We start from the raw sequence: 13,181 nt of genomic DNA, 5'->3' as shown, positions 1-13,181 counted from the left end.
CCAAGCCTTCTGTAAACGCACGCACCCCCCAAACCCTTGTCGCGCCACGCACCCCCCCCCCCCCACCCCGCCACCCCCCCCCCCCCCCCCCCCTCCCTCACTCATCCGGGGGGCCTGCCCCGGTGGGGCCCCCGGCGGCGCCCCCCCCCACACCCCGCGTCTCGGACTCGGAGCCCGCTCCCACCCGGCTCTGAGGGAAATCCAGGGCGCTCGCGGCGTGACGTCGCTGGCCGGCCCGGCCGTGGCTGCCACGCCCACGAAGACCTTCGCCCCGCTGCCGCTGGACGCCAAGCCCCGGCCAGTTCCGGCCGAGGGCTACATCCTCGACCGCATCGGCACCTCGATGTATCTCCGGCTGGTCCGCCAAACTCGGCGGCGTCGACATCTTCACCCGCGACACCGTCGTCACCATCGCGGTGTCACTCCTCCTCGACGCCCCCAAGGACATCCACTGACCTCGCCGCCTACGGTCATCGGCGCTGGATGTTGATGGCCCCGTCGCCGCTCGACGCGATGCCGGTGTTGTCGCCGCCGATGGCGATGCCCCGCTCGGACGCCGAGGGACCGGCGGTGGCGAGCATGGAGGACAGCTCGGCGGCGAGGGCGGGGTCCTCGCGCAGGACCTTCTTGAGCTGGGCCCGCAGCGCGGCCTGGAAGTCGGGGTCGTCGATGGCTGACACGAGGTCGGCGACAGCCGAGCGGACGGGTTCCTCGGCCTTGGCGCGGGAGAAGAGCGTGGCCAGCAGGCGCTGGCCGAGCTTGACGGACTCGGTGGCGGCGGTGTCGCCGGCCTTGGTCAGCGCGGACTCGCCCCACTTGGCGACGGCGGCGGTGGCCAAGGGGCCGACCTGAGTGATCAGGGCGTCGACATCCACCGGCAGAGCCTGGCACGCCAACGGACGGCGGCGGGCCCCGATTACCCGATCGGCCCAGCGGCGGCGAGGGCCTCGGCCACGGTGGGGTGACGGAACTCGAAACCGTGCCGCAGCAAAGCATCGGGCACCGCCCGCTGACCGGTCAGGGCGCCGGCGTCGGCGAGTTCGCCGGCGAAGGCACGCAGCAGCCAGGCGGGGTAGACCCACGGCGTGGGCCGGCGCAGGAGCTGCCCGACGGAACGGACCATCTCGGCATTGGTGACGGGCTGCGGCCCGGAAAGGTTGAGCGGGCCGCGAACCTCCTTGTGCTCCAAGGCGAACTGGATGGCGGCGACCTCGTCGTGCAGGGAGATCCACGACAGGTACTGCCGGCCGTCGCCCATCCGCCCGCCGAAGCCCCATGCGACCATGGGCCGCAGCTGACCGAGTAGCCCGCCGGTGGGCGACAACACGATTCCGGTGCGCAGCAACACAACCCGGGCGTCGGCGTCGGCGACACAGGCCGCCTCGCGGTCACGGTCCATCTCGGCCAGGAACCCGGAACCGGCCGGCACGGACTCGTCGATCACGCGGTCGCCGGTGTCGCCGTAGTACGCGACGGAGGAGCTGTTGAGCAGCGCCGGAACGCCGTGGGAGGCAACGGCCTCGGACAGCACACGGGTGGGAACCACGCGGCTGTCCAACAGCTCCTGCTTGAACGCGGGCGTCCAGCGCTTGGCGGTGGTGTCGACCGCGCACAGGTTGATCACCGCGTCGACGCCGTCCAGGGCGCCGTCGGCGATGGTCCCGGCGTCGGGATCCCACGACCGCTCGTCGGAGGCCGAGGCCGCGCGGCGGACCAGCCGGATCACCTCGTGCCCGGCGGCGCGCAGGACCGGCGTCAGCGCGGTCCCGATCACACCGGACGCGCCGGCCACCACTACCCGCATCGGACCCTCCTTGGGTTAACGGTGTTAACACCCTAGCGGTTAGGGGGTGGCGGCGCGCGCTTAGGGGGACTCAACCGCCGGTCGGTGCGCTTATATATACGTACGTCTGAAGAACGGGGATGGTCATGACCGAGAACGGTGAGATCCGATGAGCCGCGGCTGCGCGGGCCGGCAGATCCCGCAGGGCACCCCGCTGGGCGACGACTTCCACCTGTACGACACGACCCTGGTGGACGGCGCGCGGCGCGAGGGCATCGCCTACTCGGTCAAGGACCGACTGGAGGTGGCCCGCCTGCTGGACAACCTCGGCGTCGGTTACATCGAGGGCGGCCGGCCGGGCGCGACACCCCAGGACATCGAGTTCTTCCGCCGCGCCGGCAGTGGCGAGCTGGAGCTGCGGCACGCCGTGCTGGTCGCCGCCGGCACTGTCGGCGAGCCCGGCCGCAAGGCCGAGGGCGACCCGCAGGTGCGGGCCCTGCTCGACGCGCAGACGCCGGTGGTGACGCTGGCCGTGCCGGCCGACCGCCGGCACATCGAGCGCGTGCAGGGCATCGACGTCGCCGAGCAGACCGAGGCGGTCGGCGACACTGTACGTTTCCTCACGAGCGAGGGCCGCCGGGTTTTCCTTGCCGCACAACACTTCTTCGACGGCTACGAGCACGACCGGGACGCCGCGTTGCGGGTGCTGACCGCCGGCGTCGAGGCCGGCGCCGATGTCGCCGTGCTGTGCGACACCAACGGCGGCCAGCTGCCGGGCTGGCTGAGCGAGATCGTGCAGGAAGTGGTCTTCCGCACCGGTTTCCGGATCGGCGTGCACTGCCGTGACGACGCCGGCTGCGCGGTGGCCAACACCATCGCCGCCGTGCAGGCCGGGGCCATGCACGTGCGCTGCGCCGCCAACGGCTACGGCGAGCGCGTCGGCAACCCCGACCTGTTCACGGTGATCGGCAATCTCGTCACCAAGCTGGAGCTTCCCGTGCTGCCACAGGGCGGTCTGGCCGAGCTGACCCGAACCTCGCAGGCGGTGGCCGAGATCGCCAACGTCGGCCCCGAGATCCACCGGCCCTACGTCGGCAGCGCCGCCTTCACCGCGTCGACCACCGTGGATCCCATCATGCACAGCCACGTCGACCCGGCCGCATTCGGCAACACCGCACGGACCCTGGTCGCCGCGACGGTCGGCCGGGTCAGCATCGAGCTCAAGGCCGCGGAATATGGCCTCGACCTGCCGGTCTCGCCGGAGACCCTCGACCGCGTGTCGGCCCGCATCAGGGACATGGAGACCGCCGGCTGGTCCTTCGAGGCGGCCGATGCCTCGCTGGAGTTGTTGCTACGCAAGGAGGTCGGCGAGAACGTCGCCCCGTACGACGCGTTGTCCTACCGGGTGCTGCTGGCCCGCCGCCCCGACGGATCGGTCGGCTCGGAGGCCAACGTGCTGTTGGCCATCGATGGTGCCGAGGCGCACGGTTCGGCCGACGGCAGCGGTCCCGTCGAGGCCCTGGACGCCGCCCTGCGGCAGGCCCTGGCCCCGCACCTGGCCTGGCTCGGCGACGTCCAGCTGGTGGACTACAAGGTCCGCACGCTGACGGCCGGCGCCGAGGCCGTGACCCGGGTGTCGATCACCTCCCGGGACGCCGGCGGCGAGTGGACCACGGTCGGCACGCACCCCAGCGTCGTCGAGGCCAGCATGCTCGCGCTGACCGATGCCCTGGCGTACAAGCAACTCCGGGAACGCGAGGTCATCATCGTCGGCGGCTGGTGATCCTCACACCGGATACGGCACGAAGGTGCTGCGGTTCTCGTCCACGCGCAGCGGCCGGCCGATCGGCGGCGCGGAGCGCTGTGGACACAGTGGACGGTCGCAGGTCCGGCAGCCGGGGCCGATCGGCGTCGCGGCAGCCACGTCGTCGAGGTCCATGCCGGCCGAGTAGACCAGCCGGGAAGCGTGCCGGATCTCGCAGCCCAGGCCGACGGCGAAGGTCTTGCCGGGGCCGCCGTAGCCGCTGCGGCTGCGGGCCACGGTGCGGGCGATCCACAGATAGCGCTGGCCGTCGGGCATGGCCGAGACCTGGGTCAACACCTTGCCGGGGGCGGCGAAGGCCTCGTAGACGTTCCACAGTGGACAGGTGCCGCCCGACCGTGAGAAGTGGAAACCGGTGGCGGACTGGCGTTTGGAGACGTTGCCGGCCCGGTCGACCCGCACGAACGAGAAGGGCACGCCGCGCTGGCCGGGCCGCTGCAACGTGGTCAGCCGGTGGCAGATGGTCTCGTAGCCCATGGCGAAGTGGTCGGCCAGCAGCTCGATGTCGTAGCGCAGCCGCTCGGCGGTCTCGTGGAAGGCGCGGTAGGGCAGGATCAGCGCGGCGGCCGCGTACCGGGCCAGCCCGATCCGCACCAGCGCCCGCTCCGGGCCCGGCTCCAGATGGGCCACCACGTCGTCGAGCAGGCTGGGGAATTCGAGCTGCGCGATGAGCGTGCCCATTCGGAACGCCTGTTGTCCGGGCCTCAGGTGAATGGAGAGGTGTAGCACCTTGGCCGCCGCGTCGTAGTGATGTAGTTCACCCGCCGACGCATTGTGGTATGTGTCACCTTGAGCGTTCACGACCCGGACTCCGTGCATTCGCGACAGGTGCGAAGACAGGGCCGTGCGGACTTCACCCGGACGGACGCCGGCCGACTCCGCAATCGATTCAGCGGCCGCGTCCAATTCGGGAAAATGGTTCCGGTGCCGGTAGAAGAAGTCCCGGACCTGCTCGTGTGCGCCGATCGACTGCTCCACCGCCCGGTCCCCGGCCAGCGCCTCGACCTGCTCGGCCAGGCTGCGCCCGCGCCGGTGCAGCGCGATCACCGCCTCGGCCACCTCGGGCATGGAGGCGGCCAGCTCCCGCAGGTCGGCGGGGGAGATGCGGTCCACCGGCAGGGCTTCCCGCAGCTCGGCGACCAGCCGGGCGGCGTCGTCGGCGGCGAAGAAGCCGGCGTCCACGCCGAACGCCTCGGTGATCCGGACCAGCACCGGCACGGTCAGCGGCCGCGAGTCGTGCTCGATCTGGTTGAGGTAGCTGGCCGAGATGCCCAGCAGCCGGGCCAGGTCGGCCTGCCGCATGCCGCGCTCGTCCCGCAACCGCCGCAACCGGGCCCCCGCGAAGGTCTTCTCCACCCGCACCTCCCGCTCGCGACCGGCGTCGCGCTCGCATCCCGAACAGCACCCTAGGCCCTTCTTGCTAACCCCGCCATTAGCAGAGTTGGCAGATCCGGTCGGCAAGATTTTCAAGAATTAGCCGATTTCGCCGCATTTACAGCGCCGTGGGTCCAATGGCACGGTCGGAACAACGCATTCGACCCACGGGAGTTGAGTCTCATGAGCACGGTTCCGCAGACCGCCAAGGAAATCGCCCAGGAGTGGGCCACCGACCCGCGGTGGAGCGGCGTCGAGCGCACGTACTCGGCCGAGGACGTGGTGCGGCTGCGCGGCACCGTCCAGGAGGCGCACACGCTGGCCGACCGCGGCGCCCGCCGGCTGTGGGACCTGATCCACAGCGAGGACTACGTGCACTCGTTGGGCGCCCTGACCGGCAATCAGGCCGTGCAGCAGGTCCGCGCCGGCCTCAAGGCGATCTACCTGTCCGGCTGGCAGGTCGCGGCCGACGCCAACCTGGCCGGCCAGACCTACCCGGACCAGAGCCTCTACCCGGCCAACTCGGTGCCGGCGGTCGTCCGCCGCATCAACAACGCCCTGCTGCGGGCCGACCAGATCAGCCACGCCGAGGGCGTCGACGCCGGCATCGACTGGCTGGCCCCGATCGTGGCCGACGCCGAGGCCGGCTTCGGTGGCGTGCTCAACGCCTACGAGCTGATGCGGGCCATGATCGCCGCCGGCGCCGCGGGCGTGCACTGGGAAGACCAGCTGGCGTCCGAGAAGAAGTGCGGCCACCTCGGCGGCAAGGTGCTCATCCCGACCAACCAGCACGTCCGCACGCTCAACGCGGCCCGCCTGGCGGCCGACGTCGCCGGCGTGCCGTCGCTGGTGATCGCCCGCACCGATGCCCAGGCGGCCAGCCTGCTCACCACCGACGTCGACGAGCGTGATCGCGAGTTCACCACCGGCGAGCGCACCGCCGAGGGCTTCTACCGCGTGCGCAACGGGATCGAGCCGTGCATCGCCCGCGGCCTGGCCTACGCCCCGCACGCCGACCTGCTGTGGATGGAGACCTCCCTGCCCGATCTGGAGGTGGCCCGCCGGTTCGCCGAGGCGGTCAAGGCCCAGTACCCGGACCAGCTGCTGGCCTACAACTGCTCGCCCTCGTTCAACTGGCGCAAGCACCTCGACGACGCCGCCATCGCCAAGTTCCAGCGCGAGCTCGGGCACATGGGCTACAAGTTCCAGTTCATCACCCTGGCCGGCTTCCACGCCCTCAACCACTCCATGTTCGATCTGGCCCGCGGCTACGCCGACGAGGGCATGACCGCCTACGTGGAGCTGCAGGAGCGTGAGTTCGCCGCCGAGGCCCAGGGCTACACCGCGGTCAAGCACCAGCGCGAGGTCGGCACCGGCTACTTCGACCTGGTCAGCACCGCCCTCAACCCGACCGGCGAGACCACCGCGCTGGCCGGTTCCACCGAGCAGGCCCAGTTCTGAGGGGAGACGCCGTGCGCGACATCCGGATCACCGGCGCCCGCGAGGCCCGGTTCGACGAGATCCTCACCCCCGACGCGATCGCCTTCGTGGTGCGGCTGGACGACGAGTTCGCCGGCCGCCGGGCCGAGCTGCTGGCCGCCCGCCGGGAGCGCCGGGCCCGCTTCGCCGAGGGCGAGTTGCCCGACTTTCTCCCGCACACCAAGCACATCCGCGAGGACGAATCCTGGCGGGTCGCCCCGCCGGCCCCCGGCCTGGCTCGCCGCCGGGTGGAGATCACCGGCCCGCCCGAGCGCAAGATGGCGGTCAACGCGCTCAACTCCGGGGCCGACGTGTGGATGGCCGACTTCGAGGACGCCACCGCGCCGACCTGGCACAACGTGATCTCGGGCCACCTCACCCTGATCGACGCGCTGGACCGTCGCATCGACTTCACCGCCGACAGCGGCAAGCGCTACGAGCTGTGCGAGGAGCCGGCGACGATCGTGGTGCGGCCGCGAGGCTGGCACCTCGTGGACAAGAACATCGTCATCGACGGCCGGCCGATCTCCGCGTCCCTGCTGGACTTCGGGCTGGCATTGTTCCACAGTGGACGGAGGATGACCGAGCGCGGCCACGGGCCGTACTTCTACCTGCCCAAGCTGGAGAGCCACCTCGAAGCACGGCTGTGGAACGACGTCTTCGTGTTCGCGCAGGACCGGATGGGCATCCCGCGCGGCACGATCCGGGCCACCACGCTGATCGAGACCATCACGGCCGCGTTCGAGATGGACGAGATCCTCTACGAGCTGCGCGAGCACAGCGCCGGCCTGAACGCCGGCCGCTGGGACTACATCTTCAGCGTCATCAAGAACTTCGGCGCGCGGCCGGAGTTCGTGCTGCCCGACCGCGCCCAGGTGACCATGACCGTGCCGTTCATGCGGGCCTACACCGAGCTGCTGGTCCGGACCTGCCACCGGCGCGGCGCGCACGCCATCGGCGGCATGGCCGCGTTCCTGCCCAGCCCCGATCCCGAGACCAACGCCACCTCGCTGGACATCGTCCGGCAGGACAAGGAAAGGGAGTCCATCGACGGGTTCGACGGCTCGTGGGTGGCGCACCCGGCGCTGGTCGAGACCTGCCGCGCCGCGTTCCCCCGCTCGGATCAGCTCGACCGCCTGCGCACCGACGTCGTGGCCACCGCCACCGGCCTGCTGGCCGTGGACCGCACGCCGGGCCGGGTCACCGAGCCGGGTCTGCGCGGCAACGTCGCCGTCGCCGTGCACTATCTCGACGCCTGGCTCGACGGCACCGGCGCCGCCGCGCTGAACGGCCTGATGGAGGACGCCGCGACCGCAGAGATCGCCCGCTGCCAGGTGTGGCAGTGGCTGCGGCATCGCACGCCGCTGGCCGATGGCGGCGTGGTCACCGCCGACCTCGTCGAGGACATGGTCGAGAAGGAGCTGCTGTCGCTGAAGCCGGAACGGCGCGGACCCGTGCGCGAGCTGTTCCGGCGCAACGCCCTGGCTTCGGGCCTGCCGACCTTCTTCACCACCGCGGCCTACGCGAGGCACCTCGTGTGATCTGCGCTCTATGGGGCCTTGAGGACGGCCCGGTAGGGTCGTCCTCAAGGCTTGGGAGGACGGAGTTGACCCGCGGTGGAAGCGCACGTGCTTGATCGCCTCAAGGCGCCGAGACCGGTGTTCTCGGTGGAGTTCTTCCCGCCACGGGACGCCGCCGACGAGCACAAGCTGTGGCTGGCGATCCGGCAGCTGGAGGGCCTCGACCCGGCCTTCATGTCGGTGACCTACGGGGCCGGCGGGTCGAGTCGGGACCGCACGATCCGCACCACGGGCCGGGTCGTGCAGGAGACTTCGCTGCTGCCCATGGCCCATCTCACGGCCGTGGACCACTCGGTGGCGGAGCTGCGCAACGTCATCGGCTGGTACGCGGCGGTCGGGGTGCGCAACGTGCTGGCGGTGCGGGGCGACCCGCCCGGCGACCCCAACGGCGACTGGGTCAAGCACCCGCATGGGTTGACCTACGCCGAGGAACTGGTCGCGCTGGTCAAACAGCTCGGCGACTTCTGCGTGGGCGTGTCCGCCTTCCCGTACGGGCACCCGCGTTCGGCCGACCTTGACTCCGACACCGAGTACCTGGTGCGGAAGTTCCGGGCCGGCGCCGACTTCGCCATCGCCCAGCTGTTCTTCGAGGCCGAGGACTTCCTGCGGCTGCGGGACCGGATGGCCGCCCGCGGCTGCGACGCCCCGCTGCTGCCCGGGATCCTGCCGCTGACCACGGTGCGGACGCTGCGCAAGACGGTCGAGCTGTCCGGCGCCCCGGTGCCGCCGTCGCTGGCCCGCCGGTTGGATCCGCTGGTCGACGACCCGAAGGCGTTCCGCGCCGAGGGCATCGACATCGTCACCGAGCTGTCCCAGCGCCTGATCGACGAGGGCGTGCCGGGCGTGCACTTCTACACGTTCAACATGTCCAAGGCCACCACCGAAGTGGTGGAACGCCTGGGGCTTTCTCCACTCCGGGTGTGACCTGGACGGCGGCCGCGCGGCCGCCGTCCATTGTGGTCAGACGGTGGTCAGCTTGCCCGGGTTGATCACCCACATGACCTGGTCGATGCCCTCGGCCGAACCCGTCACGGTGACCACCCCGACCGTCTCGCCGGCCCTGCGCAGCACCATGGCCGGCGCGCTGTTGAGGGTGGCCGGCTCCATCTCCAGGCCGTCCCAGAAGGTGCTGGACCCCCAGGCGCGGATGAGCTTGGCCACCGGCTCGGCCCCGGTGACCAGGTACTTGGTGGCGCGGGCAATGCCGCCGCCGTCGGAGTAGCTGACGACGTCCTCGGCCAGCAGTTCCTCCAGCGCCGACAGGTCACCGGCCTGCGCGGCCTGGACGAACGCGGCCAGCAGCCGCTTCTGCTCCGACGGGTCGACCGGGGCCCGGCGCTCGGCGGCGAGGTGTTTGCGCGCCCGGCTCACGTACTGCCGCGCGGTCACCTCCGTCGTCTGCACGATCTCGGCGATCTGCTGGTACTGATAGTCGAACGCCTCCCGCAGCACGTACGCGGCGCGCTCGGTCGGCGTGAGCTTTTCCAGCAGCAGCAACACACCCAGCTCCAACGCGGCCGCCCGTTCGGCGCCCAGCTGCGGGTCGGCCGAGGTGTCCACGGGTTCGGGCAGCCACGGGCCCACGTAGCTCTCCCGCCGCGCGTAGGCGGTCTGCGTGGCGTTGATGGCCAGCCGGGTGGTCGTGGTGGCGAGGTAGGCCGCCGGGTTCTCGACCACGGACCGATCGCAGGTCTGCCAACGGATCCAGACCTCCTGCAACAGATCCTCGGCGTCGACGGCGGTGCCCAGCATGCGATAGGCGATGCCGAACAGGCGAGGCCGTACGGTGGCGAAGACCTCGGCCGCGTCGTCCAGGGTCGTGGTCTCCATGCTCACTGATCCCTTTCGCCGGGGAGCGCGGCAGGGCCGGGCGGCGCGCTGCCGTTCGCAGCGTACGCCAGCCCGGCCGCCTTCCCCGTCCCGACGGATCAGTCGGGCATCATCCGTTGGACTGAACACCAACGGAAACCACGTTCGTGAAAAGGAAAACCGCGTCGGACACGGCTTCGACGCGGTGCCGGCCGTCGGGCAGCGACAACAGGTCGCCCGGCACCGCCTCCCAGCTGTCCCGCCCCGCGACCAACCGCACCCGCCCCTGCAGGACGTACACCGTGGTCTCGCCGCGGTGCTCCTGCTCGTGCAGATGTTCGTTGGCCAGCAAGGCGATCACCGTCTGACGCAACGAATGCTCGTGGCCGCCGTGCACGGTGTGGGCGCTGCGGTTCTGCGGGCAGTTGCGGGCCGTGGCCAGCTGTCCGTGGGCCACCGCCGTGAGCGACGTCTTGGTCATGGCCGGGGCGCCCGCCTGCTCTTGCGCTCCGCCAGCTCCTCCGCGCTCACCGGGATCAGCATCGGCTGGCCCGGCACGCAGAACATCGTCACCACGAACTGGGATTCCCCGTCGATGAGGTGATTGCCGTCCTGGTAGTGGATGACGTCGCCGCCCGGCTCCCAGAACGTCTCGCCCGCCTTCACCACGCGCTCCGGCTCGCCCTCCAGCTCGAAGACGATCTCGCCCTTGAGCACGTAGCCGTAGGCCGGGCCCGAGTGGCGGTGCGGCGGCGCGCCCGGGCTGCCCGGCGGCAGCGTGACGTGGATGGTCATGGCCTCGGCCTGCTCGTGGATCTGCGGGACGCCGGTCACCGTCGAGAGCAGGTCGATCTGCGGCGGCGGGCCGTCGGCGTACGGGTTGGGCAGGTTGTGATCATGCTGGGTGCTCAAGGCTGCCTCCTGGTCGACGGTGTTCGTCAGCTAGGACAGGGCAGGCCCGCGATCTGTGACAGCTGAGTCGCCGATCACACCTTGTCACGCGCGGGCGGGTCGCGTTGTCCATACGGGTATGCAGCGGATCCTGATCGTCGGTGGTGGCTATGCCGGCTTCTACGCCGCCCGGGGCCTGGAGCGGCGCCTGCGGGCGGGCGAGGCCTCAGTGACGGTCGTCGATCCGCGGCCGTATCTGACCTACCAGCCGTTTCTGCCCGAGGTGCTGGCCGGCTCGATCGAGGCCCGGCACGCCGCCGTGTCCATGCGCGGGCATCTGCGGCGCACCAAGGTGATCGCCGGCCGGGTGCGGCTGATCGACCACGCCCGGCGGACCGCGGTCGTGCAACCGCCGGACGGCGCGGAGTTCTCCGTCGACTACGACGTGATCGTGGTGACGGCCGGGGCGGTCACCCGTCGGCTGCCGGTGCCGGGTATCGCCGAGCAGGCCATCGGGTTGAAGCACGTGGAGGAGGCCGTGGCCATCCGCGACCGGATGCTGACTTCGTTCGACCGCGCGGCCGCGCTGCCGCCGGGGCCCATACGGCGCAAGCTGCTCACAGTGGCCTTCGTCGGCGGTGGCTTCTCCGGCGTCGAGGGCTTCGGCGAGCTGCTGTCGCTGGCATCTTCGCTGCTCAAGCGGTATCCGGAGATTTCGGCCTCGGAGCTGCGGTTCCATCTCGTGCAGGCCACCGACCGGATCCTGCCCGAGGTGTCGGTGGATGCCGGGCGCTGGGTCGTGCGGTCACTTGAACGCCGCGGTGCAGTTGTGCACCTGAACTGCACCGTGCAGTCCGCAGTGGACGGTGCGGTGCAGCTCACCGACGGCTCCTCGTTCGACGCGGAGCTCATCGTGTGGACCGCCGGCAATGACGCCAACCCCGTGGTCAGCAAGCACACCGACCTGCCGATCAACTCTCGCGGTCTGGTCGTCGTGCGGCCGGACCTGCGGATCGGCACCGAGACCGAGGTCGTGCCGGCCGCATGGGCAGCCGGCGACGACGCCGCCGTGCCGGACCTGGCCGTTCCCGGCGCCTTCACCGTGCCCAATGCCCAGCACGCGTTCCGTCAGGGCAAGCTGCTGGCCCGCAACATCGCCGCCGCGCTACGAGGGCGCCCTTCGAAGCGCTATCGGCACCCCAGCCTGGGCTCGGTGGCCACGCTCGGCCTCGGCCGCGGCGTCTTCCAGTACAAGAAGATCACCATCAAGGGGCCGGTGGCGTGGTTGATGCACCGCGGCTACCACGTGCTGGCCGTGCCGACGTGGGAACGCAAGGTCAGGGTGCTGGCGGTGTGGCTGACCGCCGCGCTGTTCGGCCGCGACATCGTGTCGCTGGCCGCCGTCGAGCACCCGCGCGACGCATTTCTTCGGGACGGATCCGCTCCGGCTGTCACAAACCGAGCCTCCGTCCTGTCCTAGCTGATGAGCCAACAAGGGAAGGACACCAGCATGAAGATCGTGGTCATCGGAGGCACCGGGCTGATCGGCTCGAACGCCGTGGCGAAGCTTCGGGCGGAGGGCCACGAGGCCGTGCCGGCGGCGCCGAGCACCGGCGTGAACACCCTCACCGGCGAGGGCCTCAAGGAGGTCCTCCAGGGCGCCGACGTGCTCGTGGACGTCTCCAACTCGCCGTCGTTCGCCGACGACGACGTGATGGACTTCTTCACCACGTCGACCACCAACCTGACCGCGGCCGCCGAGGAGGCCGGCGTCGGGCACTACGTTGCGCTGTCCATCGTCGGCATCGACCGGATGCCCGACATCGGCTACTACCGGGCCAAGGTCGCGCAGGAGGGCATCCTGCGGGGCGCCGGGCTGCCGCACTCGATCATCCGCGCCACCCAGTTCTTCGAGTTCGCCGGCGGCATCGCCGACATGTGCACCGCCGACGGCGTCGTCCGCCTGCCGGCTGCCAAGGCGCAGCCGATGGCCGCCGCCGACGTGTCCACCGCCGTCGCCCGCACCGCCGCCGCCGAGCCGTTCAACGGCATCTTCGAGATCGCCGGGCCCGAGTCGCTCGGTCTCGACGAGTGGATCCGCACCGTGCTCGAGTCCCGCCAGGACGCTCGCACGGTCGTGACCGACCCCGACGCCCTGTTCTTCGGCGGAGTCCCCGGGCAGACCGCCCTGCTGCCCGGCCCGGACGTCCGCTTGGCGCAGACGCGGCTCGCCGCCTGGCTCACCGCTCAAGGCGAGAAGTGACCTGCGCCGGCACGGTCTGACCGTGCGAAGACCCGTGCGGGTGGCGAACCTCCATGCGCCACCCGCACGGCCCCCCGCGTTCGTGCTGGGGCTTATGCAGGGAAGGGCGCCGAGTTCGGAAGAGCGTCGTGGGGGGGAAGAGTGTGGGTGAACCGGGGTAGGTATAGGGGGGGGGCGGAG

The 13,181-nt window shown here is 71.0% G+C and carries 12 protein-coding genes; 6 read left to right on the top strand and 6 right to left on the bottom strand.

All coding sequences use genetic code 11. The annotated features are described in order from the left end of the window. Positions 1 to 470: 470 nt before the first annotated feature. Positions 471 to 875, bottom strand: a complete 405-nt coding sequence (locus AB0M73_RS48580; RefSeq protein WP_363906821.1) for a hypothetical protein — start codon at positions 873 to 875, stop codon at positions 471 to 473. Between the two features lie 41 nt (positions 876 to 916). Further along, on the bottom strand, positions 917 to 1,804 hold the full coding sequence (locus AB0M73_RS48575; RefSeq protein ID WP_363906819.1) for a TIGR01777 family oxidoreductase: 888 nt from the start codon (positions 1,802 to 1,804) through the stop codon (positions 917 to 919). Between the two features lie 148 nt (positions 1,805 to 1,952). On the opposite strand from AB0M73_RS48575, the gene AB0M73_RS48570 reads away from it, so the two are divergent. Then, positions 1,953 to 3,566 (top strand): alpha-isopropylmalate synthase regulatory domain-containing protein, encoded by a 1,614-nt coding sequence (locus AB0M73_RS48570; protein ID WP_363906817.1) that lies wholly within the window; start codon positions 1,953 to 1,955, stop codon positions 3,564 to 3,566. A gap of 3 nt (positions 3,567 to 3,569) precedes the next feature. On the opposite strand, the gene AB0M73_RS48565 is transcribed toward AB0M73_RS48570, so the two are convergent. Then, complete coding sequence (locus AB0M73_RS48565; protein WP_363906815.1) at positions 3,570 to 4,961, bottom strand: short-chain fatty acyl-CoA regulator family protein; 1,392 nt, start codon at positions 4,959 to 4,961, stop codon at positions 3,570 to 3,572. 201 nt (positions 4,962 to 5,162) lie between these two features. Here AB0M73_RS48565 and aceA point away from each other — a divergent pair, with 201 nt between their 5' ends. The 3 genes from aceA to AB0M73_RS48550 all read left to right on the top strand — a co-directional run bounded on the left by aceA (position 5,163) and on the right by AB0M73_RS48550 (position 8,962). Continuing rightward, positions 5,163 to 6,440 carry an isocitrate lyase gene (gene aceA, locus AB0M73_RS48560; protein ID WP_363906813.1) on the top strand — a complete coding sequence of 426 codons (1,278 nt, stop codon included), beginning with the start codon at positions 5,163 to 5,165 and terminating at the stop codon, positions 6,438 to 6,440. 11 nt (positions 6,441 to 6,451) lie between these two features. Beyond that, on the top strand, positions 6,452 to 7,999 hold the full coding sequence (gene aceB, locus AB0M73_RS48555; protein WP_363906812.1) for a malate synthase A: 1,548 nt from the start codon (positions 6,452 to 6,454) through the stop codon (positions 7,997 to 7,999). 87 nt (positions 8,000 to 8,086) lie between these two features. Beyond that, a complete protein-coding gene (locus AB0M73_RS48550) occupies positions 8,087 to 8,962 on the top strand; it encodes a methylenetetrahydrofolate reductase (RefSeq protein ID WP_363906810.1) in 876 nt (291 codons plus the stop codon). 36 nt (positions 8,963 to 8,998) lie between these two features. Here AB0M73_RS48550 and AB0M73_RS48545 read toward each other — a convergent pair whose 3' ends face one another. From AB0M73_RS48545 to AB0M73_RS48535, 3 genes are all read right to left on the bottom strand, one after another. Beyond that, a complete protein-coding gene (locus AB0M73_RS48545) occupies positions 8,999 to 9,868 on the bottom strand; it encodes a sigma-70 family RNA polymerase sigma factor (protein WP_363906808.1) in 870 nt (289 codons plus the stop codon). Positions 9,869 to 9,977: 109 nt separating this feature from the next. Next, positions 9,978 to 10,328, bottom strand: coding sequence for a LuxR family transcriptional regulator (locus AB0M73_RS48540; RefSeq protein ID WP_363906807.1), 351 nt, complete (start codon positions 10,326 to 10,328; stop codon positions 9,978 to 9,980). After that, on the bottom strand, positions 10,325 to 10,759 hold the full coding sequence (locus AB0M73_RS48535; RefSeq protein WP_363906805.1) for a cupin domain-containing protein: 435 nt from the start codon (positions 10,757 to 10,759) through the stop codon (positions 10,325 to 10,327). The genes AB0M73_RS48540 and AB0M73_RS48535 overlap by 4 nt, the downstream gene beginning before the upstream one ends. 118 nt (positions 10,760 to 10,877) lie before the next feature. On the opposite strand from AB0M73_RS48535, the gene AB0M73_RS48530 reads away from it, so the two are divergent. Further along, positions 10,878 to 12,218 (top strand): FAD-dependent oxidoreductase, encoded by a 1,341-nt coding sequence (locus tag AB0M73_RS48530; RefSeq protein ID WP_363906803.1) that lies wholly within the window; start codon positions 10,878 to 10,880, stop codon positions 12,216 to 12,218. A 30-nt stretch (positions 12,219 to 12,248) separates the two neighbouring features. Beyond that, on the top strand, positions 12,249 to 13,001 hold the full coding sequence (locus tag AB0M73_RS48525; protein ID WP_363906801.1) for an SDR family oxidoreductase: 753 nt from the start codon (positions 12,249 to 12,251) through the stop codon (positions 12,999 to 13,001). Positions 13,002 to 13,181: the final 180 nt, after the last annotated feature.

The sequence above is a fragment of the Kutzneria sp. NPDC051319 genome (assembly GCF_040682195.1).
Taxonomy (GTDB): Bacteria; Actinomycetota; Actinomycetes; order Mycobacteriales; family Pseudonocardiaceae; genus Kutzneria.
The sequence above is the reverse complement of the archived record's forward strand: the minus strand, read 5'-3'. Positions and strand labels throughout refer to the sequence as shown.

Coding starts and splice junctions, on each gene's coding strand:
- AB0M73_RS48575 (WP_363906819.1), bottom strand. CDS start 1,804: ATGCGGGTAGTGGTGGCCGGCGCGTCCGGTGTGATCGGGACCGCGCTG.
- AB0M73_RS48525 (WP_363906801.1), top strand. CDS start 12,249: ATGAAGATCGTGGTCATCGGAGGCACCGGGCTGATCGGCTCGAACGCC.
- AB0M73_RS48530 (WP_363906803.1), top strand. CDS start 10,878: ATGCAGCGGATCCTGATCGTCGGTGGTGGCTATGCCGGCTTCTACGCC.
- AB0M73_RS48570 (WP_363906817.1), top strand. CDS start 1,953: ATGAGCCGCGGCTGCGCGGGCCGGCAGATCCCGCAGGGCACCCCGCTG.
- AB0M73_RS48545 (WP_363906808.1), bottom strand. CDS start 9,868: ATGGAGACCACGACCCTGGACGACGCGGCCGAGGTCTTCGCCACCGTA.
- aceA (WP_363906813.1), top strand. CDS start 5,163: ATGAGCACGGTTCCGCAGACCGCCAAGGAAATCGCCCAGGAGTGGGCC.
- AB0M73_RS48540 (WP_363906807.1), bottom strand. CDS start 10,328: ATGACCAAGACGTCGCTCACGGCGGTGGCCCACGGACAGCTGGCCACG.